The sequence below is a fragment of the Streptomyces sp. BBFR102 genome, assembly GCF_051397025.1.
Classification (GTDB): Bacteria; Actinomycetota; Actinomycetes; order Streptomycetales; family Streptomycetaceae; genus Streptomyces.
In genome coordinates this window covers 890,001-913,966 of record NZ_CP195757.1, presented here as the reverse complement: position 1 = coordinate 913,966, position 23,966 = coordinate 890,001, and the positions used below count along the sequence as shown (strand labels likewise).

General features: G+C 72.5%; 26 protein-coding genes and 1 pseudogene (1 of these 27 only partly in view). 16 read left to right on the top strand and 11 right to left on the bottom strand.

Translation table 11 applies throughout. From position 1 onward, the window contains the following. Window positions 1-28 precede the first annotated feature (28 nt). The gene (locus ACSLIC_RS04185; RefSeq protein WP_436736313.1) at window positions 29-1,267 is read right to left on the bottom strand and encodes an amidohydrolase family protein; all 1,239 of its coding nucleotides are present in this window, start codon (window positions 1,265-1,267) and stop codon (window positions 29-31) included. A gap of 153 nt (window positions 1,268-1,420) precedes the next feature. On the opposite strand from ACSLIC_RS04185, the gene ACSLIC_RS04180 reads away from it, so the two are divergent. Beyond that, window positions 1,421-2,548: an Lrp/AsnC family transcriptional regulator gene (locus ACSLIC_RS04180; protein WP_436736312.1), complete on the top strand. Its 1,128-nt coding sequence runs from the start codon at window positions 1,421-1,423 to the stop codon at window positions 2,546-2,548. Between the two features lie 244 nt (window positions 2,549-2,792). Here the strand turns inward: ACSLIC_RS04180 and ACSLIC_RS04175 are convergent, their stop codons facing one another. Beyond that, complete coding sequence (locus ACSLIC_RS04175; RefSeq protein WP_436736311.1) at window positions 2,793-3,161, bottom strand: DUF3099 domain-containing protein; 369 nt, start codon at window positions 3,159-3,161, stop codon at window positions 2,793-2,795. Window positions 3,162-3,364: 203 nt separating this feature from the next. Here ACSLIC_RS04175 and ACSLIC_RS04170 point away from each other — a divergent pair, with 203 nt between their 5' ends. After that, entirely contained in the window at window positions 3,365-3,637 is a 273-nt protein-coding gene (locus tag ACSLIC_RS04170; RefSeq protein ID WP_436736310.1) for a GlsB/YeaQ/YmgE family stress response membrane protein, read from the top strand. 72 nt (window positions 3,638-3,709) lie between these two features. Here ACSLIC_RS04170 and tyrS read toward each other — a convergent pair whose 3' ends face one another. After that, window positions 3,710-4,981 carry a tyrosine--tRNA ligase gene (tyrS, locus tag ACSLIC_RS04165; protein WP_436736309.1) on the bottom strand — a complete coding sequence of 424 codons (1,272 nt, stop codon included), beginning with the start codon at window positions 4,979-4,981 and terminating at the stop codon, window positions 3,710-3,712. A gap of 232 nt (window positions 4,982-5,213) precedes the next feature. Here tyrS and fabG point away from each other — a divergent pair, with 232 nt between their 5' ends. The 3 genes from fabG (at window position 5,214) to ACSLIC_RS04150 (ending at window position 7,246) form a co-directional block, all read left to right on the top strand. Continuing rightward, window positions 5,214-5,918 (top strand): 3-oxoacyl-[acyl-carrier-protein] reductase, encoded by a 705-nt coding sequence (fabG, locus tag ACSLIC_RS04160; protein ID WP_003947377.1) that lies wholly within the window; start codon window positions 5,214-5,216, stop codon window positions 5,916-5,918. A gap of 5 nt (window positions 5,919-5,923) precedes the next feature. Further along, complete coding sequence (gene fabI / locus ACSLIC_RS04155; RefSeq protein WP_436736308.1) at window positions 5,924-6,703, top strand: enoyl-ACP reductase FabI; 780 nt, start codon at window positions 5,924-5,926, stop codon at window positions 6,701-6,703. Window positions 6,704-6,892: 189 nt separating this feature from the next. Next, window positions 6,893-7,246: a hypothetical protein gene (locus ACSLIC_RS04150; protein WP_436736307.1), complete on the top strand. Its 354-nt coding sequence runs from the start codon at window positions 6,893-6,895 to the stop codon at window positions 7,244-7,246. A gap of 15 nt (window positions 7,247-7,261) precedes the next feature. Here ACSLIC_RS04150 and ACSLIC_RS04145 read toward each other — a convergent pair whose 3' ends face one another. Beyond that, window positions 7,262-7,945 (bottom strand): FadR/GntR family transcriptional regulator, encoded by a 684-nt coding sequence (locus ACSLIC_RS04145; protein WP_436736306.1) that lies wholly within the window; start codon window positions 7,943-7,945, stop codon window positions 7,262-7,264. A 179-nt stretch (window positions 7,946-8,124) separates the two neighbouring features. On the opposite strand from ACSLIC_RS04145, the gene ACSLIC_RS04140 reads away from it, so the two are divergent. The 4 genes from ACSLIC_RS04140 to ACSLIC_RS04125 all read left to right on the top strand — a co-directional run bounded on the left by ACSLIC_RS04140 (window position 8,125) and on the right by ACSLIC_RS04125 (window position 10,628). After that, the gene (locus ACSLIC_RS04140) at window positions 8,125-9,408 is read left to right on the top strand and encodes a CynX/NimT family MFS transporter (protein ID WP_436736305.1); all 1,284 of its coding nucleotides are present in this window, start codon (window positions 8,125-8,127) and stop codon (window positions 9,406-9,408) included. A gap of 43 nt (window positions 9,409-9,451) precedes the next feature. Beyond that, window positions 9,452-9,568 carry an SGM_5486 family transporter-associated protein gene (locus tag ACSLIC_RS04135; protein WP_436736304.1) on the top strand — a complete coding sequence of 39 codons (117 nt, stop codon included), beginning with the start codon at window positions 9,452-9,454 and terminating at the stop codon, window positions 9,566-9,568. A gap of 220 nt (window positions 9,569-9,788) precedes the next feature. After that, window positions 9,789-9,989, top strand: a complete 201-nt coding sequence (locus tag ACSLIC_RS04130; protein ID WP_436736303.1) for a hypothetical protein — start codon at window positions 9,789-9,791, stop codon at window positions 9,987-9,989. A gap of 84 nt (window positions 9,990-10,073) precedes the next feature. Further along, window positions 10,074-10,628 (top strand): SixA phosphatase family protein, encoded by a 555-nt coding sequence (locus ACSLIC_RS04125; RefSeq protein WP_436736302.1) that lies wholly within the window; start codon window positions 10,074-10,076, stop codon window positions 10,626-10,628. A gap of 88 nt (window positions 10,629-10,716) precedes the next feature. Here the strand turns inward: ACSLIC_RS04125 and serB are convergent, their stop codons facing one another. Next, window positions 10,717-11,946 carry a phosphoserine phosphatase SerB gene (gene serB, locus ACSLIC_RS04120; RefSeq protein ID WP_436736301.1) on the bottom strand — a complete coding sequence of 410 codons (1,230 nt, stop codon included), beginning with the start codon at window positions 11,944-11,946 and terminating at the stop codon, window positions 10,717-10,719. A 308-nt stretch (window positions 11,947-12,254) separates the two neighbouring features. Between serB and ACSLIC_RS04115 the strand changes: the two genes are divergently transcribed. Beyond that, window positions 12,255-14,801, top strand: coding sequence for an FHA domain-containing protein (locus ACSLIC_RS04115; protein ID WP_436736300.1), 2,547 nt, complete (start codon window positions 12,255-12,257; stop codon window positions 14,799-14,801). A 122-nt stretch (window positions 14,802-14,923) separates the two neighbouring features. On the opposite strand, the gene ACSLIC_RS04110 is transcribed toward ACSLIC_RS04115, so the two are convergent. Both ACSLIC_RS04110 and ACSLIC_RS04105 read right to left on the bottom strand, forming a co-directional pair. After that, complete coding sequence (locus tag ACSLIC_RS04110) at window positions 14,924-15,646, bottom strand: transglycosylase SLT domain-containing protein (protein ID WP_436736299.1); 723 nt, start codon at window positions 15,644-15,646, stop codon at window positions 14,924-14,926. Window positions 15,647-16,092: 446 nt separating this feature from the next. Continuing rightward, window positions 16,093-16,344: pseudogene (locus tag ACSLIC_RS04105) on the bottom strand (S-adenosylmethionine:tRNA ribosyltransferase-isomerase); the annotation flags it as partial. Between the two features lie 561 nt (window positions 16,345-16,905). Here ACSLIC_RS04105 and ACSLIC_RS04100 point away from each other — a divergent pair. From ACSLIC_RS04100 to ACSLIC_RS04090, 3 genes are all read left to right on the top strand, one after another. After that, entirely contained in the window at window positions 16,906-18,081 is a 1,176-nt protein-coding gene (locus ACSLIC_RS04100) for a GAF domain-containing sensor histidine kinase (RefSeq protein ID WP_436736298.1), read from the top strand. Further along, the gene (locus tag ACSLIC_RS04095) at window positions 18,074-18,742 is read left to right on the top strand and encodes a response regulator (protein WP_436736297.1); all 669 of its coding nucleotides are present in this window, start codon (window positions 18,074-18,076) and stop codon (window positions 18,740-18,742) included. Before ACSLIC_RS04100 ends, ACSLIC_RS04095 begins: the two co-directional genes overlap by 8 nt. A gap of 178 nt (window positions 18,743-18,920) precedes the next feature. Then, window positions 18,921-19,166: a chaplin family protein gene (locus ACSLIC_RS04090; RefSeq protein ID WP_436736296.1), complete on the top strand. Its 246-nt coding sequence runs from the start codon at window positions 18,921-18,923 to the stop codon at window positions 19,164-19,166. Window positions 19,167-19,252: 86 nt separating this feature from the next. On the opposite strand, the gene ACSLIC_RS04085 is transcribed toward ACSLIC_RS04090, so the two are convergent. Then, window positions 19,253-20,026, bottom strand: a complete 774-nt coding sequence (locus ACSLIC_RS04085) for a hypothetical protein (protein ID WP_436736295.1) — start codon at window positions 20,024-20,026, stop codon at window positions 19,253-19,255. 130 nt (window positions 20,027-20,156) lie between these two features. Between ACSLIC_RS04085 and ACSLIC_RS04080 the strand changes: the two genes are divergently transcribed. From ACSLIC_RS04080 to ACSLIC_RS04070, 3 genes are all read left to right on the top strand, one after another. Continuing rightward, a complete protein-coding gene (locus ACSLIC_RS04080; RefSeq protein ID WP_436736294.1) occupies window positions 20,157-20,954 on the top strand; it encodes an ABC transporter ATP-binding protein in 798 nt (265 codons plus the stop codon). Between the two features lie 65 nt (window positions 20,955-21,019). Beyond that, window positions 21,020-21,448 carry an NfeD family protein gene (locus ACSLIC_RS04075; RefSeq protein WP_436736293.1) on the top strand — a complete coding sequence of 143 codons (429 nt, stop codon included), beginning with the start codon at window positions 21,020-21,022 and terminating at the stop codon, window positions 21,446-21,448. Window positions 21,449-21,564: 116 nt separating this feature from the next. After that, window positions 21,565-22,506, top strand: a complete 942-nt coding sequence (locus ACSLIC_RS04070) for an SPFH domain-containing protein (protein ID WP_436736292.1) — start codon at window positions 21,565-21,567, stop codon at window positions 22,504-22,506. Between the two features lie 76 nt (window positions 22,507-22,582). Here the strand turns inward: ACSLIC_RS04070 and ACSLIC_RS04065 are convergent, their stop codons facing one another. From ACSLIC_RS04065 to ACSLIC_RS04055, 3 genes are all read right to left on the bottom strand, one after another. Continuing rightward, window positions 22,583-23,089 carry an HNH endonuclease gene (locus tag ACSLIC_RS04065; RefSeq protein ID WP_436736291.1) on the bottom strand — a complete coding sequence of 169 codons (507 nt, stop codon included), beginning with the start codon at window positions 23,087-23,089 and terminating at the stop codon, window positions 22,583-22,585. Window positions 23,090-23,317: 228 nt separating this feature from the next. Next, entirely contained in the window at window positions 23,318-23,854 is a 537-nt protein-coding gene (locus ACSLIC_RS04060; RefSeq protein ID WP_436736290.1) for a YbhB/YbcL family Raf kinase inhibitor-like protein, read from the bottom strand. A gap of 45 nt (window positions 23,855-23,899) precedes the next feature. Next, window positions 23,900-23,966, bottom strand: the 3' end of a protein-coding gene (locus tag ACSLIC_RS04055) for a sporulation protein (protein WP_436736289.1). Its footprint extends 716 nt past the window's final position; the window shows 67 of its 783 coding nt (coding positions 717-783); its start codon lies beyond the right edge, outside the window; its stop codon occupies window positions 23,900-23,902.

Here is a 23,966-nt window from a genome sequence, read left to right as displayed (position 1 = left end):
TGGGGGCGGGGACGTGGCGGCGAGGGGGTCAGCCGCGCGGCAGGGTGTCCTTGCGGACCACGCCGGACCGGGCGACCAGGCGGACCGAGGCCGGGTCGGCGAGGGAGGCGACGTCGGACAGCGGGTCGCCGTCGCAGACCACGAGGTCGGCCTCCTTGCCCACCTCCAGCGTCCCGACGCGGTCCTGGACGCCGAGCAGTTCGGCGGCGACCCGGGTCCCGGCGGCGATGGCGCCCTCGGGGGACATGCCGAGCGCCACCAGGTGCATCAGCTCCCGCAGGTTCCGGCCGTGCGGCACCATCGCGGAGTCGGTGCCCAGGGCGATCTTCACCCCGTCGGCGATGGCCGCCGAGATGTTCTCCTTGGTCACCCCCGACCAGCGGACCTTCTTCTCGTAGTGCGAGGGCTCCATCCGGCTGCGGTCGATGCCGTCGAAGACGGTGGAGAGGGTCGGTACGACGTATGTGCCGTGCTCGCCCGCCAGCTGCCGCGCGTGCGCGTCCAGGCCGTAGCCGTGCTCGACGCTGGTGACGCCGCCGCGGATGGCGTTGAGGATGCCCGCCGTGCCCTGCGCGTGCGCGGCCACCGGGCGGCCACCGTGCCGGGAGACCTCGTCGACGACGGTGCGGATCTCCTCCTCGCTGAGCCCCTCGTCGTCCGGGTGGTCGTGCGGGCTGCTCATGCCGCCGGTGGCGCAGAGCTTGATCACGTCGGCGCCGTCCCGCAGCAGCCGCCGCACCGCCACCCGCACCTCGTCGGGGGAGTCGGCGATCTCGCTCAGCCCCGCCGACGGGTCGAAGCCGCCGGGCAGGGAGAAGTCCGCGTGCCCGCCGGTGTGCCCGAGCAGCCGTACGGCGGTCCGGATACGCGGCCCCTCGGCCAGCCCCGCCTCGACGGCCGTGCGGTACCCGGCGGACAGGCCGCCCAGGTCGCGCACGGTGGTCACGCCCGCCTCCAGGGTGCGCCGCATCCGCTCGGCGGTACGGAAGACCTCCATCGTCGGGTCGAGCCGCGCCCGGTTGCCCAGATCCTTGGCGGTCTCCACACCGAGGTGCACGTGGCAGTCGATGAACCCGGGCAGCACGGTCCGCCCGGCCACGTCCACGACCCGGTCGCCGGGCGCCGCCACGGGCGCCCCCGCCGCCGGACCGACGTACCGCAGCACGCCGTCCGCGTCCGCGCACACCACACCGTCGGTGACGGGGGCGGCGCCGGTGCCGTCCACGATGCGGGCGCCGGTGATCCTGAGGGGGGTGGCGGTGGTCACAGGTGACTCCTTCTTCTGCCGGCGGCGCGCAGGCGAGGGCCGCCCCAGCGGCGGCCGGGCCTCCACGCCGGAACGTGCGTGTGACGGAGCACGCTGGAACGCCAGGATCACGGCACGGTTTAATCGCCTGATCCGGTCACAGGGAGAGATCCAATGCAGGAATCCATCACACCGGGCTCCCGCGAGGGGCGGACCGATCAGCCGTGGAGCGCCCCGGAACGGCTCTGGCCGAGGCCCGCCGCGCCGCCCGGCCCCGGCGACGCGCGTCCGCTGCCCGCCCTGACCGAACTGGACCTCGCCGTCGTCAACGCCCTCCAGATCCAGCCGCGCGCCCCCTGGTCACTGGTGGGCGAGGTGCTGGGCGTCGACGCCGCCACGGTGGCCCGCCGCTGGAGGCGGCTGTGCGACTCCGGCACCGCCTGGGTCGACGGCTACTGGCCGCCCGCCGACGACGGGCAGGTCCGCGCCCAGGTCGAGATCGTCACCGAGGCGGACCGCTCCTGGGAGATCGGCCGGATCATCGCCCACGACCCGGAGACGATGAGCGTCAAGCACACCTCCGGCGCCCGCGACCTCCTCGCCATCGTCTGGGCCTACGACATGGACGGCCTGGTCGACTACATCGGCGGCCGGATCGCGGGCCTGCCGGGCGTCCACCTCACCCGCACCCACGTCATCACCGGCGCGCCCTTCGAGGGGAGCCGCTGGCGGCTGCGGAGCCTGTCCGCAGGCCAGCGGGCCCGCCTCGCCCCGCCCGCCGCCCCGGCCAGGCCCGAGCCGGTCACCACCGTCGACCGGCGGATCGCGGTGGCCCTCGGCGAGGACGGGCGGATGCCGCTGGCCGAACTGGCCCGGCGGGCGGGGACCAGCGTCGCCACCGTCGGCCGACGGGTGCGGCGGCTGGTGGGCAGCGGGCAGTTCGTGCTGCGCTGCAGCCTCGCCCGGCCGCTCACCGGCTGGCCCGTCTCGGTGGTCTACTTCGCTTCGGTCCCCGCCGAACACCTCGACGCCGCCACCGCCTCACTGCGCACCCTGCCCGAACTGCGGCTGTGCACCGTCACCGCCGGGCCGCACAACCTCATCCTCGACGTGTGGCTGCGCGGTGTCCCCGAGGTGCACACTCTGGAGGCCCATCTCGTGCAGGAACTGGCCCACTTGCGCTTCCGCGTCGATGACCGGGTGATGGTGCTGCGGACCGAGAAGAACGTCGGCCGGGTCCTCGACCGGCGGGGCCGCAGCCTGCGCGCCGTCCCGATGGAACTCCCGGAGGCACTCGCCTGACACCCCGTCAGGCACCGTGGAGAACAGAGGAAAACGACGCCGGGCAGCCACGGGGGGAGCTGCCCGGCGTCGGTCCGTCGCTCCGACGGGGGATGCGGAGCGCTCCCGAAGTATGTCACGGGGTGCCCGGTGCGGTGCACCGGAACAACATGATTGATCTGAGCTTTTCTTGAGGTTTCCGGAGGGTGGGTCGGGGGCGTCGGCAACACCCCAGTTCAGAGCCGGTGGCCGGTCCCGGACGGGCTCAGGCGGAAGGCGCCTTACCCTCGCTCCGCGCTCCGCCGGACTCCCGCACGGCCGTCGGAGGCAGCTCGTACGCCCCCGAGGGCAGCGCCTTCAGGCCGGAGGGCACGTACGCGTCGGGCAGGCCCGGGGCGTTCTCCCGTCCGGCGTTGGCGATCACCACCGCCACGTAGGGGAGGAGGACACCCAGGACGAGGGCGCCGATCGCCACGTACCGCTCGACGTTCCACAGGGCCGCCGCCGCGATCACCGACAGGGTGCGTACCAGCATCGCGATCACGTAGCGCCGCTGGCGGCCCCGCACGTCGTCCGCGAGGGACTTCCGGGCTCCGGTGATCCGGATGACCTCGGCTCCGCGCCGCTTCCGCATCCGCTCCGCCACCCTTCCTCGCCCCTGTGGGGCCCGGGAGAAACCAGGTCCGTCCGCCGGGGGCCAGACCGCCCCGGCGGGCCTCAGATTACGCCCGCCCGCCCGGGCGGGCACCGGCGGGTGGCCTCCTGGGCATGTCCGACATGCGTCGAACGCGCGCCGGGCGGAGACTGGAGCGACGATCCGCCTCCCCAGGAGGAGATATGAGCTGGTTGTGGGCCATCATCGTCGGCCTGATCCTGGGTCTGCTCGCCAAGGCGATCCTGCCCGGGAAGCAGCAGATCCCCATCTGGCTGACGGTGATCTGCGGAATCATCGGCAGCGTCATCGGCAACTCCGTGGCGAGCGGGATCGGCGTCGAGGACACGCGAGGCATCGACTGGATCAGGCACGTCCTCCAACTCGCCGGCGCCGTCCTCGTCGTCTGGATCGGCGACATCCTCTGGGCCAAGGTCAGGGGCCGGCCACGCGCCTGACCCGGCAGACGGAACGCCGCTGCCCCGGTCCCCCTTCCGAAGGGGGCCGGGGCAGCGGCGTACGCGTCCGTGTCAGCCGGCGATCTCCACCGCGGCCAGGTTCTTCTTGCCGCGCCGCAGTACCAGCCACCGGCCGTGCAGCAGGTCCTCGGGAGCCGGGACAGCGTCCTCGGCGGTGACCTTGACGTTGTTCACGTAGGCACCGCCCTCCTTCACCGTCCGGCGGGCGGCCGACTTGCTGGCCACCAGGCCGGTCTCCGCCAGCAGGTCCACCACCGGGGCGAAGCCGTCGGCCCGCACGTGCGGCAGCTCGTGCAGGGCCGCCTCCAGCGTCGCCGCGTCCAGGTCCGCCAGCTCGCCCTGGCCGAAGAGCGCCTTGGAGGCGGCGATCACGGCCCGGCACTCGTCCTCGCCGTGGACCAGCGTGGTCAGCTCCTCGGCCAGCGCCCGCTGCGCGGTCCGCGCCTGCGGCCGCTCCTCGGTGACCTTCTCCAGCTCCTCCAGCTCCTCACGGCTGCGGAAGGACAGGATGCGCAGGTACCGCGAGACGTCCCGGTCGTCGGTGTTGAGCCAGAACTGGTAGAAGGCGTACGGCGTGGTCATCGAGGCGTTCAGCCAGATCGCGCCGCCCTCGGACTTGCCGAACTTGGTGCCGTCCGCCTTGGTCATCAGCGGCGTCGCCAGGGCGTGCACCCGGGCGTCCGGCTCCAGGCGGTGGATCAGGTCGATGCCCGCCGTGAGGTTGCCCCACTGGTCGCTGCCGCCCTGCTGGAGGGTGCAGCCGTGGTTCCGGTAGAGCTGGAGGAAGTCCATGCCCTGCAGGAGCTGGTAGCTGAACTCGGTGTAGCTGATGCCCTCCTGCGACTCCAGGCGGCGGGCGACCGACTCCTTGGTGAGCATCTTGTTGACCCGGAAGTGCTTGCCGATGTCCCGCAGGAACTCGATGGCCGAGAGGTTCGCGGTCCAGTCGAGGTTGTTGACCATCCGGGCGGGGTTGGGCAGGGACGGGTCGAAGTCGAGGAAGGGCTCGATCTGGTCCCGCAGCCGGTTCACCCACTCCGCGACGGTCTCGGGGGAGTTCAGCGTGCGCTCGGCGGTCGGGCGCGGGTCGCCGATCTGGCCCGTCGCGCCGCCGACCAGCGCCAGCGGCCGCAGGCCGGCCCGCTGGAGCCGCCGCATGGTCAGCACCTGCACCAGGTGGCCGACGTGCAGGCTGGCCGCCGTCGGGTCGAACCCGCAATAGAAGGTGACGGGCCCGTCCGCGAGAGCCTTGCGCAGAGCGTCTTCGTCGGTGGACTGGGCGAACAGCCCGCGCCACTTCAGCTCGTCGACGATGTCCGTCACGATCCACTGTCTCCTTGAACGATGGTGAAGGGGCAAGCACGACCCCCCGGCCAGTGTATGGGCGCCCCGGAGGACCGCGAGGCCGCCACCCGTTCCGGCCCTGCGGACTGTAGGGACCCGACAGTGCCGCCCGCACGCCCCTGTCGGTGACCGATTCTTCGGTTGCCCGTGCGTACCGATAGGTTTTCGGCTGTAGTCGCTCCCGCACAACCGCAACCGAAAGGGTGGTCCGTTGAGCCGCTCGGTTCTCGTCACCGGAGGAAACCGGGGCATCGGCCTCGCCATCGCCCAGGCCTTCGCCGACGCAGGCGACAACGTCGCCATCACCTACCGCTCCGGTGAGCCGCCCGCCGGTTTCCTCGCCGTCAGGTGCGACATCACCGACGCCGAGCAGGTGGAGCAGGCGTACAAGGAGATCGAGGAGAAGCAGGGGCCCGTGGAGGTGCTGGTGGCCAACGCCGGCGTCACCAAGGACCAGCTTCTGATGCGGATGTCCGAGGAGGACTTCACCTCCGTCCTCGACACCAACCTCACCGGCACCTTCCGCGTGGTCAAGCGCGCCAACCGCGCCATGCTCCGCGCCCGCAAGGGCCGTGTCGTGCTGATCTCGTCCGTCGTGGGCCTCCTCGGCTCCGCCGGCCAGGCCAACTACGCCGCCTCCAAGGCCGGACTGGTCGGTTTCGCCCGTTCGCTCGCCAGGGAGCTGGGCTCGCGCAACATCACCTTCAACGTCGTCGCCCCGGGCTTCGTCGACACGGACATGACCAAGGTCCTCACCGACGAGCAGCGCGCCGGGATCGTCGGCCAGGTCCCGCTGGGCCGCTACGCGCAGCCCGCGGAGATCGCCGCCGCCGTCCGGTTCCTCGCCTCCGACGACGCCGCGTACATCACTGGAGCCGTCATCCCCGTTGACGGCGGATTGGGCATGGGTCACTGATCGCCATGAGTGGACTTCTCGCAGGCAAGCGCATCATCGTCACCGGCGTCATCACCCAGGCGTCGATCGCCTTCCACGTCGCCCGCCTCGCCCAGGAGGAGGGCGCGGACGTCGTCCTCACCGGCTTCGGCCGCCTCTCCCTGGTGGAGCGCATCGCCAAGCGCCTCCCCAAGCCCGTCCCGGTCATCGAGCTGGACGTGCAGAACGAGGAGCAGCTCGCCTCGCTCGCGGGGAAGGTCGCCGAGCACTACGGCGACGACGCCGGCGTGGACGGGGTCGTGCACTCCATCGGCTTCGCGCCGCAGGACGCCTTGGGCGGCAACTTCCTCAACACCCCGTGGGAGTCGGTCGGCACCGCCGTCCACGTCTCGGCGTACTCCCTGAAGTCGCTGACCATGGCGCTCCTGCCGCTGCTGGAGAAGCGCGGCGGCTCGGTCGTCGGCCTCACCTTCGACGCCACCCTCGCCTGGCCGAAGTACGACTGGATGGGCGTCGCCAAGGCGGCTCTGGAGTCGACCAGCCGCTACCTCGCCCGCGACCTCGGCCCGAAGAACATCCGCTGCAACCTCGTCTCCGCCGGACCTCTCGGCTCCATGGCCGCCAAGTCCATCCCCGGCTTCGAGGACCTGGCCACGGTCTGGGACGAGCGCTCCCCGCTCTCCTGGGAGCTGAGCGACCCCGAGCCGGCCGCGCGCGGTGTCGTGGCGCTGCTCTCCGACTGGTTCCCGAAGACCACCGGCGAGATCGTCCACGTCGACGGCGGCCTCCACGCCCTCGGCGCCTGACCTCGGCGTACGCGCCTCCCGACGCCCCGTCCCCGCCCTCGGCGGGCGGCGGGGCGTCGCCCGTTCGGGTGACCCGGCGGGCGGCGCGACGGGGCGGACCGCAGGGTGGAGCACGAGTAACCCCTTGTGGTGCAGCAGCGCCCCGGCCTCACCGGTCCGGGGCGCAGTACGGCCGAGGAGGTCCCTCTCGTGCACGTGTCCTGGAGCCCGCCCCGCCCCGCCGTCCGCCGTGGTCGCGCCGCCGCGGTCGCGCTGCTCCTGCCGCTGCTGACGGTCTCCCCGGCACAGGCGGCCGACGAGGACCCGCCCCCACGCCCGTTCGGCGCCCACTGCCGGGTGATCACCGAGGGCGCCGAGGTCACCGGCTACTGCCACAACCCGTACCCCGAACCCGACCGGGTCCGGCTCCACCTGCGGTGCGCCGCCTGGTGGGACCTGGACACCGACGGCCCGGCCCGCGAGGTCGGCCCCGCCCGCACGGTCGAGCTGACCGGCCGGTGCTGGCAGGCGGTCCACTCCGCCTGGGTCAGCCACGCCCGCTGAGCCGCCGGGCCCCGCTCACCGCTGCCAGAGCCGCCCGGGCCGGCACATCAGCGGGTAGGTGGCCGCCTCGGCCCCGGCCCGCTCCGCGTCGCCCGCGCGGATCGCGTCGACCAGACGGGTGTGGTCCATGTGGTTCTCCGGCTGGAGCTGGTCGCCGATGTCCCCGCGCAGCCAGTGCCGCAGCACCTCGCCGAGGTCGGCGTGGAGTGCGGTCAGCACGTCGTTGTGGGAGGCCGAGACCACCGCGAGGTGGAAGGTGGTGTCCGCCTGGACGAACCGCTCCGCGTCCCCCGACTCCCAGGCGTCCTCCCGGCGCCGCAGCAGCGCGTCGAGCTGGGCGAGGTCCTTCTCGGTTCGGCGCGCGGCGGCCAGCTCGGCGCCGGCCGACTCCAGGGTGGCGCGCAGCTCGGCGATGTGCCGGGGATCGGCGTCGGCGAACCTGCGGTGCATCACCCCGGCGAGTTCGCTGGCGGCCACCACGTAGGTGCCCGAGCCCTGCCGGATGTCGAGCAGGCCGTTGTGGGCGAGGGCCCGTACCGCCTCGCGCACCGTGTTCCGGGCCACGCCGAGCTGCTCCACCAGCTCCGGCTCGGTGGGGATGCGGGAGCCGACGGGCCATTCCCCGGAGGTGATCTGCTGGCGCAGCTCGGCGATGACCTGCTCGGACAGGGCCGAGCGGCGGGGCGAAGTCAGCGGCATGTCGGACCTTCGTGCGGTCGGGCCCCGGCGCCGGAGGGGTGTCGCGGCGGCCGGGTGCGGGAGGGGATGGACACAGACGGTACCGAAAGGCGGCCGAGGTCCAGGCCGAGCGGGCCGTGGCGTCGAGGGCCATGCGCACCGTACGACGATTGGACAACCAATCATCCCATGAATCTATGATGGCGCCCATGGCACGCGAGGACAGCGAGACGAGGACGGCCCCCGCGACCCGGCGGTCCGCACCCACCGAGCGGTTCGCCGCGCCCTTCGCGGTGCGCACCTGGGCCATGCGGCTCATGCCGCTCGCCGTCGTCCTCGCCGCGCTCAACCTCCGCCCCGCCATCACCAGCCTCGGCGCCCTCCTCGAAGAGGTCCGCGACGGGCTCGGCATGAGCGGCAGCACCGCCGGGCTGCTCACCTCCGTGCCGCCGTTCTGCTTCGCCCTCTTCGGCGTCATGGCGCCCCGGCTGGCCCGCCGGTTCGGCCCGCCCGCCGTGGTCTGCGCCGGGATGGCCGCCCTCGCGACCGGCCTGCTGGTCCGCCCCTTCACCGGCGCCACCCCGGCGTTCCTGCTCTTCAGTGCCCTGGCCCTGATGGGGATCGCGGTCAGCAACGTCCTGATGCCGGTCATCGTCAAGCGCTGGTTCCCCGACCGGGTCGGCACCATGACCGGCCTCTACTCCATGGCGCTGGCCGTCGGCACCTCCGCCGCGGCGGCCGTCACCGTCCCGCTGACCCGCGCCCTCGGCGACGACTGGCGCTTGGGCCTGCTGGTCTGGGCGGCCCTCGCCGTCGCCGCCGTCCTGCCCTGGCTGCTGTTCGTGCGCGAGCGCCACGAGCTGACCGCCCCCGCCGGGGAACCGGCCGCCAGGCTCAGCATGGTCCGCAGCCCCACCGCCTGGGCCCTCGCCGTCTTCTTCGGCCTCCAGGCCACCGGCGCCTACATCACCATGGGCTGGATGGCGCAGATCTTCCGCGACGCCGGGGTCGCCGCGGGCACCGCCGGCATCCTGCTCGCCGTCACCATGGCCATGGGCATCCCGCTCGCCTTCGTCATCCCCCGCGTCGCCATCCGCCTGCCCCGCCAGGGCCCGGTCGTGGTCGTCCTCGGCACCTGCGGCCTCATCGGCTACGCCGGGCTCCACCTCTGGCCGGTAGGCGGCGCCTGGCTCTGGGCCGTCCTGCTCGGCGTCTCCAACTGCGCCTTCCCGCTCGCCCTCACCATGATCGGCATGCGCGCCAGGACGGGACCCGGGGTCGCCTCGCTCTCCGCCTTCGCCCAGAGCACCGGATACCTCATCTCCATCCCCGGCCCGCTCCTGGTCGGCGTCCTCTACCAGCACAGCGGCGGCTGGGGCCTGCCCATCGCGCTCATGGCCGCCCTGATGGTGCCGCAGATCATCGCCGGCGTCCTCGCGGGCAAGAACCGCGTCATCGAGGACGAGGCCGCCGCGCGGGCCTGACCCGGGTCCGCCAGGGCCGGGCGGCGATGCGAAACTAGGGTCCATGGGCGTACTGGAACCGAATCCTCCGAACGGGCAGCGCAAGTTTCTCGGCCTGCTCAGCCTGATACTCGGCATCAGCGTGATCATCGGCATCATCGCCACCGTCGCCTCACCCTGAGGCGGCGGGGCCACCGGCCCGCCCCCGTCTCCGGTGGGGGTGGGGCCAGCCCCACCTTCCCCTAGGGGGCGGGCGTCAGGGGCGACTGGGTGGAACGCCTGATGGGCCAGGCGCCCTCGCCCGCGTACGTTCGAAGCGTGTGGCCGCACCGGGGCCCCGCAGCCCTCCCGACGGCGCCGCACACCGTCATGTACGCGTGCGACCGCTGCCAGGAGGCGCCATGCAGGCCCCGACGACCGAGCCTGCGGGGACCCCCGCCCACCCCGGCCTGCCCTGGTGGGCCCTGGCCCTGCCGGTGCTCACCTTCGCCGCGCTGCTGCTGCTCGCCTTCGGGCCCACCGCCGCGTCAGCGAGCGGCGACCCGGTCCTCCCCCAGTTGCTGGAGCGGGTCCAGCGCACCCTCGCCCACCACCCCGGCTGACCTTCGCGGGGCACCGGCACCCGAAGGGGGAGCGACCGCCAACTCCCGGCGCCGCACCCCTCGTTTCGTGCGAAGCTGGGAATCATGAGTGCCGCTGAGCCGTCCACCGGGACCACCCCCGGACCGTCCCCCGTCCGCACCATCGCCGTCGTCCGCCACGCCAAGGCCGAATGGTCCGACGGCGGCGACCACGAGCGCCCGCTGACCGACCGGGGCCGCCTGGACGCCCCCGCCGTCGGCAGCCGGCTCGCCGCCAGCGGCCTCCCCTTCGGCCTGGCCCTCTGCTCCACCGCCACCCGTACCCGCGAGACCTGGCGCCTGGCCGTCGCCGAACTGCCCCGGCGCCCCAGGACCGTCTACGAGGAGCGGGTCTACGAAGCGTCGCCCGGCGAGCTGATCGCCGTGCTCAACGAAGTCGACGACGAGGTCCGGAACCTCGTTCTGGTCGGCCACAACCCAGGTGTCCAGGGCGTCACCGAGGTCCTGGCCGGCAGCGCCGAGCAGGAGGCCGCCGCCCTGATCGGCCGCCGCGGCTTCCCCACCGCCGCCCTCGCCCTGCTGGCCTTCACCGGCCCCTGGAAGAGCCTGGAGCCCGCCTCGGCGACCCTCACCGAGTTCTGGACCCCGCACCCCGGCTGACCTGCCCGGCCCCCGGCGTACGGCCCGGGCCGGCCCCCCTGAGCGGAGAGCCGGCCCGTGGTGCCTACCCCTACGGCGGGACGGATGGTCAGGAGTCGAGGGCGTCGGCCGCCTCGACCTCCTCGCGGGTGATGCCCAGCAGGTACAGCACGGTGTCCAGGAACGGCACGTTGACCGCGGTGTGGGCGGCCTCGCGGACCAGCGGCTTGGCGTTGAAGGCCACACCGAGGCCCGCCGTGTTCAGCATGTCGAGGTCGTTGGCGCCGTCCCCGATCGCCACCGTCTGGTTGAGCGGCAGCCCCGCCTCGGCCGCGAACCGGCGCAGCAGCCGCGCCTTGCCCGCCCGGTCCACGATCTCCCCGGTGACCCGGCCGGTCAGCTTCCCGCCGACGACCTCCAAGGTGTTGGCCTGCGCGAAGTCCAGCCCGAGCCGCTCCTTGAGGTCGTCGGTGACCTGCGTGAAGCCGCCCGAGACCACCCCGACCTGATAGCCGAGGCGCTTCAGCGTCCTGATCAGCGTGCGCGCGCCGGGCGTCAGTCTCACCTCGCCGCGCACCTTCTCGATCACGGAGGCGTCGAGCCCCGCCAGCAGCGCCACCCGGGCGTGCAGCGACTGCTCGAAGTCCAGTTCACCGCGCATCGCCGCAGCCGTCACCTCGGCCACCTGCTCCTCGCAGCCCGCGTGGGCCGCGAACAGCTCGATGACCTCGTCCTGGATCAGCGTCGAGTCGACGTCCATCACCACCAGCCGCTGCGCGCGGCGCCCGAGGCCGGAGGCCATCACGGCGATGTCCACGCCGAGCGCCGCCGCCTGGGTCGCCAGGGCGGTCCGCAGCGCCTCGGTCCCGGCGCCGGAGACAGCGAACTCCACTGCCGTCACAGGGTACTTGGCGAGCCGGAAGATACGGTCGATGTTGCCGCCGGTCTCGGTGATCCGGGCCGCTATGGCGGCGGTCGACTCGGAGGTCAGGGGGTTGCCGAGGACGGTGACGTGCGAGCGGCCGACGCCGCGCGGCCGGTTGTCGCCCGTACCGGAGATGATCTCGGCCTGGAGCTTCAACGACTCGGCCCAGCCGTGCACGGTCGCCCGCAGCTCTCCCTCGCTCACCCCCGCCGGCTCCGTCACCAGGGCGCACAGCACGATGCGCCCCCGGGTCACGACTTGCTCGATGTCGACCACGTCGACGGAGAACGCCGCGAGGGTCTCGAATAGGCCCGCGGTGATTCCCGGGCGGTCCTTGCCGAAGATCTTGACGAGCAGAGTGGGGACGTCGGCGGCCGGTGCGCCGTTGGTCTCTGGGGGCTGCGATGCGCTCATGGTGTTCCCACCGTATCCAAAGCGGTCCCGGGCGCGTTTGCGGTGCCGAAGGATGGACAGCGGCCGCCGCGGCCCGGCAGACGGGAGCGTGAGACGGCCGGAAACCGACGCCGCCCCAGGGGAGCGATGCTCCGCTTCGAGTTGTTTGCCCGGCGTGCGCGGGCCCAACGCGAGCCCGGCCACGAGGTCTTCACGGTGGCCCGACTTTCGGTCGGGGGGCTCGGCCTGGAATAGTTCCCCCTCGATGTTCGACATCCCTAGACCCCCGTCCACGGGGGCTAATCGGGGGACAACTCAGTGGGGCTGGAGTGCCGGAACTCGTACTGGAAGTGAACGGACGGTCCTGGACGCTTGATGCGTCCCGGCCATACACCCTCGGACGTGATCCGCAAGGAGATATCGCACTCGACGACGCCAGGGTCTCCTGGCGGCACGCGTCGATCAGCTGGAGAGGCGGGAGCTGGGTCATCGAGGACCACGGCTCCACCAACGGCACCTTCGTCGAAGGGCGCCGAGTCCGGCAGCAGGAGATCGGTCCCGGTGCGGCCGTCAACCTCGGCAACGCCACCGACGGACCGCGTCTGAACCTCAGCGGTGCCGCGCAGGGAGCCGCACCGCAGGGCGCGCAGCAGACGCCCGCGCAGCAGCAGGCGGGAGGCTGGGCGGCTCAGGCCCCGGCCCAGTCGGCCGCGCCCGGGCGGTCCCCGCAGCACGGCCAGGGGCAGTACGCGCAGCAGGAGTGGCAGGCGCCGCAGCAGCAGGTGCCCGCGCAGGGCCGGGCCCCGCACGCGGCGCAGCAGCAGCCGCAGGGTGGGCGGCAGCAGGGCGCCCAGCCGGTCCACGGCGACCGCAGCCCGACCACGTTCCACCAGCTCGCCCTCGGCCGCAGGATGCGGATCGGCCGTGCGCTGGAGAACGAGCTGGTCGTCTCCGACCTCCAGGTCTCGCGGCTGCACGCGGAGTTCACCGCGACGCCCGACGGCCGGTTCGAGCTGCGCGACCTCGGCTCGCACAACGGCACGTACCTCAACGGTCAGCCGATACCGAAGTCGGGCACCGCGCTGATCGGGCCGAACGACATCGTCGGTGTCGGTCACTCGACGTTCCGGCTGGTGGGGGACCGGCTGGAGGAGTTCGTCGACACCGGCGAGGTGTCCTTCTCCGCCCGCCACCTGACGGTCACCGTCGACGGCGGCAAGCAGATCCTCAAGGACGTCTCCTTCGGCGTCCCGGAGAAGTCGGTCATCGCGGTGATCGGCCCCTCCGGCTCCGGCAAGTCGACGCTGCTCAAGGCGCTCACCGGGTACCGCCCGGCCGACCAGGGCGACGTCCTCTACGACAACCGGAACCTCTACAAGCAGTTCGCCGAGTTGCGGCAGCGCATCGGTCTGGTCCCGCAGGACGACATCCTGCACAAGGAGCTGACCGTCAAGAAGGCCCTCAAGTACGCGGCCAAGCTCCGCTTCCCCGCGGACACCACGGAGGCGGAGCGGCAGTCCCGGATCGACGAGGTCCTCGGGGAGCTGAAGCTCGACATCCACAAGGAGAAGAAGGTCACCTCCCTCTCCGGCGGCCAGCGCAAGCGCGTCTCGGTCGCCCTGGAGCTGCTGACCAAGCCCTCCCTGATCTTCCTCGACGAGCCGACCTCCGGCCTCGACCCGGGCATGGACCGCGACGTCATGCAGCTGCTGCGCGGCCTCGCCGACGACGGCCGAACCGTCCTGGTCGTCACCCACTCGGTGGCCGAGCTGGCGCTCTGCGACAAGCTCCTGGTGATGGCGCCGGGCGGCTCCGTGGCGTACTTCGGCCCGCCCGAGGAGGCGCTGAACTTCTTCGGCTACCAGACCTGGGCCGACATCTTCTCCGCCTTCGAGAACTACCGCGACTACGACTGGGCGGACCGCTGGAAGGGCTCGCAGCACTACCAGATGTACGCGGCCGACATCGACGCCGTCGCCTCGCAGCCCAGCGCGGTCCCGTCGGTCGAGGCGATCCGCCCGCCCAAGCCGCAGGCGTGGGGCTCGCAGCTGCTGACGCTGATGCGCAGATACGCCTCGGTGATCGCCTCCGACAAGGGGTTCCTGGGGCTGATGCTGGTCCTGCCGGCCGTGCTCGGCGTGGTCTCCACGGTGATCCCGGCCGACTTCGGCCTGGCCCCGCCGACGCCGCCGGCGATCTTCAACAGCACCGCCGGGACGATCATGCTCATCATCATGGTCGGCATGTGCTTCTCCGGCGCCGCCAACTCGGTCCGCGAGCTGATCAAGGAACGCGTCATCTACGAACGGGAACGGGCCACCGGCCTCTCCCGCTCGGCGTACCTGATGTCGAAGGTCATCGTCCTCGGCGTGATCACCGCTGTGCAGGGCGTCATCATCTGCGCCATCGGCTTCTTCCCGCGCGACCTGCCCGAAGAGGGCCTGGTCCTGCCCCCGGCGGTCGAGCTGTGCCTGGTCGTCATCGCGCTGGGCTTCACCTCGATGATGTTCGGCCTGGTCATCTCCTCGCTGGTGAAGACCTCCGAGAAGACCATGCCGCTGCTGGTGATGTTCTCGATCGTCCAGGTCGTCTTCACCGGCGTCCTCTTCAAGGTCTTCGGCTCGCCGGGGCTGGAGCAGGTCGCCTGGCTGATGCCCTCGCGCTGGGCCATGGCCGGCGCGGCCACCACCTTGGACCTCACCCACCTCATGCCGCCGTGGGACCGCGAGAACCCGACCGACCTCGACCCGCTCTGGGAGTCCACGGTCGCCCAGTGGGGGGTGAACGTCACCGTGCTCCTGGTGATGGCCGCGGTCTGCGGCTTCGCCGTGGCACGGCTGCTGCGCCGCCACGAGCCCGAGGTGATGCGCAAGTGACACGTCGAGCCGGGCCGCACCGGCGGCCCGGCTGCTGACACGCCGCGAGGGCGGCACCCGGTCCGGGTGCCGCCCTCACTGCTGTCCTCAGGTGCGGAACGCGCCTCCGCGAGAGGTCCGGATCAGTACGCGCTGTCGACGTTGTCGATGGTGCCGTACCGGTCGGCCGCGTAGTTGGCGGCGGCGGTGATGTTGGCGACCGGGTCGTACAGGTCGTGCTTGGTGCCGGCGACGTGGTAGGTGTCGAAGGTCGGCTGGATGACCTGGAGCAGACCCTTGGACGGGATGCCGTTGATGGCGTTGATGTCCCAGTTGTTGATCGCCCGCGGGTTGCCCGACGACTCACGCATGATGTTGCGGTGCAGACCCTCGTAGGAACCGGGGATGCCCTTGTCCTGCATGATGTCGAGGGCCTCGCGGATCCAGCCGTCGAGGTTGTTGGCGTAGGCCGGCGTCGAGCGCTCGGCGGAGCGGCTCGCCGACTCCTCGGACTTCCGCTCGTTGGCGGCCTTCTTCTCCGCCTCGGCCTTCTTGACGGCGTCGGCCTGCTTCGCGGCTTCGGCCTTCTCGACGGCCTCGGCGGCGGACTTCGCGCCCTGGTAGGCGACGACCTGCTGCTGGGCGACGTGGTCGCTCAGCGCGGAGCTCTGCTCCCACTGCTTGGCGGTCGACCACGCGGGGGCCGCGACGGACTGGGAGGCGGCGACAGGCTCGATCTCGGTCGAGGACGAGCCCGGAACGAGGGAGACCGTCAGGGCGGCGATGCCCGCGGTGGCGACACCGGCGATGGAGATCTTCTGGTTTCGGGTCAGCGTGTTCAGACCGGGAATGCGGGACTGCGTCATGGGAAGGACCTCTTCGTGTAGCGGAGGTCGCTCTCGGCTCGGCGGGGACAGTTGCGATGTTCCGGCACTAACGCTGCGGGGGTGTTGGCCCGTCGCAGCGCCGAGCGACGTGAGCCATTGTTAGCGGCAGCAAAAACGCGTGGCAATGATGTGACGTACGAAGTCAGGTAGTGGACGCCGGACGCGAAGACTCCTCGCTTGTCCCTTTTACGCCTCGCCAAACCAGGCTTTTCGGGTCCACTAACCCGCTTCGTACGTGACCTGGGCCCTATGCCGGGCCTCACAGGCCACCCCCCTCGATCTCGCACTCCGTTGCCAGTGCAACGCTTTCCGTGACCGATTTCGAGGGGGTTCCCGGGAAGCGGGCGTTTCGCCGGGTACGCCCCGCCGGGGCCGCGCCTGCCCAAGGAGGCGGACTCCCATGCCCGCCCCTTGCTACGGCGTCCTCAGTCCCGCCGCGCCAGCAGATGCACGTCCCCTGACTCGTGCCACAGCAGCCGTGCCCGCACGGCTGCCTCGTAGCCGCGCTCCACGGCGGCCGGCCCCGCGACCGCCTCCAGCATCAGCAGGTGGGAGGCGTCCGGCTCGTGCAGGCCGGTCAGCAGCCCGTCCACGACGCGCACCCCGCGCCCGGGGGTCACCACCAGGCCGGTCCAGCCGGAGGCGCCCCGTACCCGGCCGTCGGGGCCCACCGCCGCGTCCGAGCTCACCGAGACCACGGCGCCCGCCGCCGACCGCAGCAGCCGCAGCGCCTCCCGCACCAGCCCGTGCGCGGCCACCACCTCACTGCGGTGCCCGGCGTCGCCCACGTCCCCCGCCACCGTCCGCACCGCACCGCCGCACCCCTCGGCCACGCGCCCGGCCTCCGCCAGCGCCCCGGCGCCCGGCGCCGTCAGTACCAGCGACCAGCCCCGCTCCGCCGGCGCCAGGGCCAGCGCCCTGCCCCACCCCTCCGAAACCCTGTGATGACCGCCACCGGCATGGTCGTCCCCTTCGTGTCTCACGTCTGTTCCCGTACGGGAAGGAGGCCGGCTCCACACCGGCACCGGCGGCGCCACGTCAGCGGCCCCTCACGGACCGCCACCGCCACCGGCCCGCCCACCGCAGGAACGTGACGCCCGTCACCGCCTCCGCCGCCCGCGCCAGGTCCCAGGGGCACTTCGGCCTGGTCCGGACCCCGCCGGACCTACGCCCACGGCCCCGGCCACCCGGACCCCGGGACCGATACACCCGCCCCCGTCCGCCGGTAGCGTGACCACATGACCGACCCCACGAGCCCCGCCCGGACCGGCGGCAGGCCGCCCGGCGCCGGGCTCCTCGCGGTGAGCAGCGCCCTGCTCGCGATGAGCCGCCCCCTGGAGGTCCGCGACGTCCTCAAGACGATCGTCGCCTCCGCCCGCGAACTCCTCGACGCCGAGTACGCCGCCCTCGGCGTCCCCGACGACCACGGCGGCTTCGCCCAGTTCGTCGTGGACGGCGTCAGCGACGCCCAGTGGAAGGCGATCGGGCCGCTCCCGCGCCAGCACGGCATCCTCGCCGCGATGCTCCACGACGACCACCCGCAGCGCCTCGCCGACGTCCGCGAGGACCCCCGATTCGGCGGCTGGCCGGACGCCCACCCGGAGATGTCCGACTTCCTGGGCCTGCCCATCCGCGACGGCGACCGCACCATCGGCGCCCTCTACCTCGCCAACAAGCGCTGCCCCAGGCCCGGGGGCGGCTGCGGCTTCACCGAGGCCGACGAGGAACTCCTGTCGATCCTCGCCCAGCACGCCGCCATCGCCCTCACCAACGCCCGCCTCTACGAGCGCAGCCGCGAGCTGACCATCGCCGAGGAGCGCTCCCGCCTCGCCCACGAACTCCACGATGCCGTCAGCCAGAAGCTCTTCTCGCTGCGCCTCACGGCCCAGGCCGCCACCGCCCTGGTCGACCGCGACCCGCACCGCGCCAAGGAGGAGCTGCACCAGGTCGCGGCCCTGGCCGCCGAGGCCGCCGAGGAACTCCGCGCCGCCGTCGTCGAGCTGCGCCCCGCCGCCCTCGACGAGGACGGCCTCGTCGCCACCCTGCGTACCCAGGTCCAGGTCCTGGACCGGGCCCACGCCGCCCGCGTCACCTTCACCTCCACCGGCGTCCGCGCCCTCCCCGCCGCCCAGGAGGAGGCCCTGCTGAGGGTCGCCCAGGAGGCGCTGCACAACGCGCTGCGCCACTCCGGCGGGGCCCAGGTCGACGTGGGGCTGACGAAGAAGGGGAGCGGTGCCGTGCTGACCGTCCGCGACGACGGCAGCGGGTTCGACCCCGACGCCACGCGGGAAGCCGGACGGCATCTGGGTCTGGTCTCCATGCGGGACCGGGCCGGCGGCGTCGGCGGCCGCCTCACCGTGCACGCGGAGCCCGGCAGGGGCACCACGATCGAGATGGAGGTACCCGGTGGCTGACACCGAGCGCGAGGAACGGCAGACGCCCGTCATCCGGGTCCTCCTCGTCGACGACCACCAGGTCGTCCGCCGGGGCCTGCGCACCTTCCTGGAGGTGCAGGACGACATCGAGGTGGTCGGCGAGGCCGGTGACGGCGCCGAGGGTGTGGCCCGCGCCGAGGAACTCCGGCCCGACGTCGTCCTGATGGACGTCAAGATGCCCGGCATGGACGGCGTCGAGGCCCTGCGCCGCCTGCGGGAACTCGCCAGCCCCGCCCGCGTCCTGATCGTCACCAGCTTCACCGAGCAGCGCACCGTGGTCCCCGCCCTGCGCGCCGGAGCCGGCGGATACGTCTACAAGGACATCGACCCCGAGGCGCTCGCCCGCGCCATCCGCTCCGTCCACGCGGGACACGTCCTCCTCCAGCCCGAGGTCGCCGGCGCCCTCCTCAGCCAGGACGCGCAAGGGCCGGGCCAGGGCCGTGGCGGCTCCCTGACCGAACGCGAACGGGAGGTGCTCGGCCTGATCGCCGACGGTCGCTCCAACCGAGAGATCGCCCGGGCCCTCGTCCTCTCCGAGAAGACGGTGAAGACCCACGTCTCGAACATCCTGATGAAACTCGACCTCGCCGACCGCACCCAGGCCGCCCTCTGGGCCGTACGTCACGGAATGGCACGCTGACGACCTGCGCGAAGACGGTGGCGGGGGCCGGTGGGAGCCCCGGTTCCCGGCCGGAATGAGATTCATACTGTCGGGTGGATGTCACCCGGACGGCGTATCCGCCCGGGCCTGCCCCGCGTTCCTGGGACATGCCGTGGCGGCCGGCCGCGGCACCTGTCCCAGGTCCGAGGAGTACGCAGTGAACAAGTTCAAGAAGGCCGCCGCCGTCACCATGGTCGCGGGCGGCATCCTCGCCGCCGGCGCGGGCGCGGCCTCCGCCACCGGCGGTGCCCAGGCGGACGGCGCCGCCGTCCACTCGCCGGGCGTCGGTTCGGGCAACGTCGTGCAGGTCCCCGTGCAGGTCCCGGTCAACGTCGTCGGCGACACCGTGAACGTCGTCGGGCTCCTCAACCCCGCCTTCGGCAACCTCGGCCTCAACGGCTGACCCCCGCCGCCCTGCCGCGACGGCCCCTCGGCTCCCCCCGAGGGGCCGTCGCCCTGTCCGAGGCCGGACCACGGCGCAGGGGCGGGTCAGCCCTCCGTCGCCGCTCCGTACGCCGCCACCTTCGCCCGCCGCGCGGTCCGCTCCACCGGCCGCAGCGCCTCGGCCCGCGCGGCCATCTCCGCCGCGCTCACCGCCCCGCCGTGCCCGCTGCGCTCCGCCAGCTCCACCAGCAGCGCCACCCGGTCGGCCAGCTCCAGCACCCGTACCGCACGCTGCGGGTACCCGGGCGCCAAGGCGTCCTTCGCCCCGGCGTGCGCCCGCGCCCGGTAGGCGTCCAGCGCCGCGTCCGCCACCGGCCCCGAACCGGCCACGTCGAGCCGCGACAGCATCTCGGTCGCCTCCCGCAGGGCCTGCGCCAGCTCCCGCTCCGCCTCCCCGAGCGAGGGCACGTCCGCCGCGGGCGCCTCCCGCACCGGCAGGCAGTGCCACACCACCTCCACGTGCACGTCCCCCTCGGGCCCCGCCACCGCCACCTCCGGTACGAGACCGAGCCCGGCCCCGACCGTCACCACGGCCTCCTCGGCCTCCATCGCCCGTTCGTTGAACTCCGGGGGCCCGCTCAGCCCCAGCGGGTGGCCCGGTACCGGCAGCGCCACCCGGAACCCGGTCGCCCCGAGCGACCGCAGCCGCCCGAGCGCGAGGGTCAGCCCGACCGGCTCCGGCCAGTCCGGCAGCCCGACGACGCGATGGCGCGCGTCCTGGCCGACGATGGCAGACGCGGCGTCATCGGGGGGCACCAATCCGGCAAGCAGGGCATTTCCCCATGCCGCCAGCAGTCCTGAACGCGGTTCCGTGAGCATCCCCCCACCCTAAGGACAGGAGGGGGGACGGTACCGCTCGGCCGGTGGCGTAGGTTTGTACGGGGGCCCGCGTCCCGGAGGTCCGGGGGCGCGGCCGAACACCGAGACTGCAATGGGAGACAACGCGCTCATGAGCGATGTGCTGGAGCTGGTGGACGTATCCGTGGTCCGCGAGGGCCGGGCTCTGGTGGACCAGATCTCCTGGTCGGCGAAGGAGGGGGAGCGCTGGGTCATCCTCGGACCCAACGGCGCCGGCAAGACCACTTTGCTCAACCTCGCCTCCAGCTACCTCTTCCCGAGCACCGGCACCGTCTCGATCCTCGGCGAGCAGCTGGGCAGGCCCGGCACGGACGTCTTCGAACTCCGCCCGCGCATCGGCGTCGCCGGTATCGCGCTGGCCGAAAAGCTCCCCAAGCGCCAGACGGTCCTGCAGACCGTGCTCACCGCGGCCTACGGCATGACCGCCGCCTGGCACGAGGACTACGAGGACGTCGACCGCGACCGCGCCCTCGCCTTCCTCGACCGCCTCGGGATGAACGAGCACCTGGACCGCAGGTTCGGCACCCTCTCCGAGGGCGAGCGCAAGCGCACCCTGATCGCCCGCGCCCTGATGACCGACCCCGAGCTGCTCCTCCTCGACGAGCCCGCCGCCGGCCTCGACCTCGGCGGCCGCGAGGACCTGGTCCGCCGCCTGGGCCGGCTGGCCCGCGACCCGATCGCCCCCTCGATGATCATGGTGACCCACCACGTCGAGGAGATCGCCCCGGGCTTCACCCACGTCCTCATGATCCGCCAGGGCCAGGTGCTCGCCGCCGGACCGCTGGAGCTGGAACTCACCTCCCGCAACCTCTCCCGCTGCTTCGGACTGCCCCTCGTCGTCGAGCAGCAGGACGACCGCTGGACCGCCCGCGGTCTCCCGATGCGCTGAGCCCTCTCGATAGGGGCCCGAAAAGGCCCCTGTCCCCGGGCGTCCCCCGCGCCTACCATGAACGCGTGGACATCGACGCGTGGGTGTGGTGGCTTGTCGGCGCGGTCGCCCTCGGTATTCCGCTCGTGATGACGGCCATGCCGGAGTTCGGCATGTTCGCCGTCGGAGCGGTCGCCGCGGCGATCACGGCGGGGCTCGGCGGCGGCATCGTCGCCCAGGTACTGGTCTTCGTGGTGGTCTCGGTGGCGCTGATCGCCGTGGTCCGCCCGATAGCGGCGCGCAACCGCGCCCCTTCACCCGGCACCGTCACCGGCTTCGACGCCCTCAAGGGCAGGCAGGCCGTCGTGGTCGAGCGGGTCGACGGTTCCGACGGCCGCATCAAGCTGGCCGGCGAGATCTGGTCGGCCCGTTCCCTCGACGTGAACCAGGCGTACGAACCCGGCCGCGAGGTCGATGTCGTGGAGATCGACGGCGCCACCGCCGTCGTCATGTGACCGGATCGGTCCCACGCACCGCCGAGGTCTGACAGACTCGGCCACCAAGATCCTCCCGCCCGTCCGGCGGGGGGTGACACCAGCCCGCGAAGGCACGGAAGGCACGGGGAGCCGCGATGGAACCGATCATCATCGTCCTGATCATTCTGGTGGTGCTCGTCTTCATCGCCCTGATCAAGACGGTCCAGGTCATCCCGCAGGCCAGCGCCGCCATCGTCGAGCGCTTCGGCCGCTACACCCGCACCCTCAACGCGGGCCTCAACATCGTCGTCCCCTTCATCGACACGATCCGCAACCGCATCGACCTCCGCGAGCAGGTCGTGCCGTTCCCGCCGCAGCCCGTCATCACCCAGGACAACCTGGTCGTCAACATCGACACCGTCATCTACTACCAGGTGACCGACGCCAGGGCTGCCACCTACGAGGTGGCCAGCTACATTCAGGCCATCGAGCAGCTCACCGTCACCACCCTCCGCAACATCATCGGCGGCATGGACCTGGAGCGGACGCTGACCTCCCGCGAGGAGATCAACGCTGCGCTGCGCGGCGTCCTCGACGAGGCCACCGGCAAGTGGGGCATCCGCGTCAACCGCGTCGAGCTCAAGGCGATCGAGCCGCCCACCTCCATCCAGGACTCGATGGAGAAGCAGATGCGCGCCGACCGCGACAAGCGCGCCGCCATCCTCCAGGCCGAAGGCGTCCGCCAGTCCGAGATCCTGCGCGCCGAGGGTGAGAAGCAGTCCGCGATCCTCCGCGCCGAGGGCGAGGCGCGCGCCGCCGCCCTCCGCGCCGAAGGTGAGGCCCAGGCCATCCGTACCGTCTTCGAGTCCATCCACGCCGGAGACCCGGACCAGAAGCTCCTCTCCTACCAGTACCTCCAGATGCTGCCGAAGATCGCCGAGGGCGACGCCAACAAGCTCTGGATCGTGCCCAGCGAGATCGGTGACGCCCTCAAGGGCCTCAGCGGTGCCTTCGGCAACCTCGGCGGACTGGGCGGCGCCCCGGCTCCGGCGGTGCCCCCGGCCCGGGAGCGCACGGAGAAGCCCACCATCGACTGACCCGCGCATGCCGTACGACGAAGGGCCGCCACCCCGGCTGCGGGGGAGCGGCCCTTGGCCGTACGTAAGGGCGGGGTCAGGCCGCCGGGAGCGCCAGCCACTCCGGCAGGTCCTCGGTGCTGCCCGGGCCGAGCGACAGCAGCATCGCGTCCGACGGCGACGGCTCGAACGGCTGCCGCAGCAACGGCATCCCGGCCTCCTCAGGCGTCCGGTTCGCCTTGCGGTGGTTGTCGGCGGCGCAGCACGCCACGGTGTTCAGCCAGGAGTCCGCCCCGCCCTTCGACCGGGGCACCACGTGGTCCACCGTCGTCCCGCGCCCGCCGCAGTACGCGCACCGGTGCCGATCACGCACGAGCACCCCGCGCCGCGACCACGGGGCCCGTCTTCGGAACGGCACCCGTACGTACCGGCAGAGCCTGATCACACGGGGTACCGGTATGTCCACCAGCGCGGCCCGCACGCGCTGATCCGGGTGGACCATCTCCACGACGGCCTTGTCCTGGAGGACCAGCACCACGGCCCGGCTCCACGTCACCGTCGACAGCGGCTCGAAGCTCGCGTTCAGCACCAGCGTGTCCCGCATGTCCAGCCCACCTCCCGTGTGCCGCCCGCCCCCTGGCGGACCGCTACAACTCTGGCCGGGCGCGGCGCGGCGGACAACGCAATATCGGTGCCGACGCACCGGGGGCCGTGGGCACGGCGGCCACCCGACGCAAGAAAGCTGCCCGCCCGCGGCCACGTTCAGACCACGGGCGGGCAGCAATCGGGAAAACACCTCCGCGCGGACGCGGAGCGGGGCGGAGCGGGCGGATCAGCCTTCGGCGGGCACCTCGTACTCGCCGATGAGCTGGGCGCGGCCCAGCGTGTGGAACCGCAGGTTGAAGCCGACCACCGCCGGCGAGGAGTCCGCGTCGGCGTCCAACCGCTCGGTGTCCACCGCGTACACGGTGAAGACGTAGCGGTGCGGACCGTCGCCAGGCGGCGGCGCGGCACCGCCGAACTCCCGCGTCCCGTAGTCGTTCCGCGCGTGCACGGCGCCCTCGGGCAGCCCGGCGGCACCGGGCGACCCGGCGCCCGCGGGCAGCTCCGTCACCGAGGCCGGGATGTTGAAGAGCACCCAGTGCCAGAACCCGCTGCCGGTCGGCGCGTCCGGGTCGAAGCAGGTCACCGCGAAACTCTTCGTCCCGGCCGGGAAACCCTCCCAGCGCAGCTGCGGCGAGCGGTTCCCGACCGCCTGGACCTGAGCGTCGTCCAGCGTCGCGCCCGGCTTCACCTCGTCGCTCACCACGGTGAACGACGCGACCTCGGGCAGGAAGTCGTGGGGGAGCGGGGGCCTCGGGTCACTCACGTGCGTACCTCCAAGTACGGCTGTCGTTCCTGTCTGCCGCCGAGCCTAGAACCAGTTGCGCCGGCTTCCGACCTCCGACAGCCACTGGTTCAGGTATCCGGCCCAGTCGGTG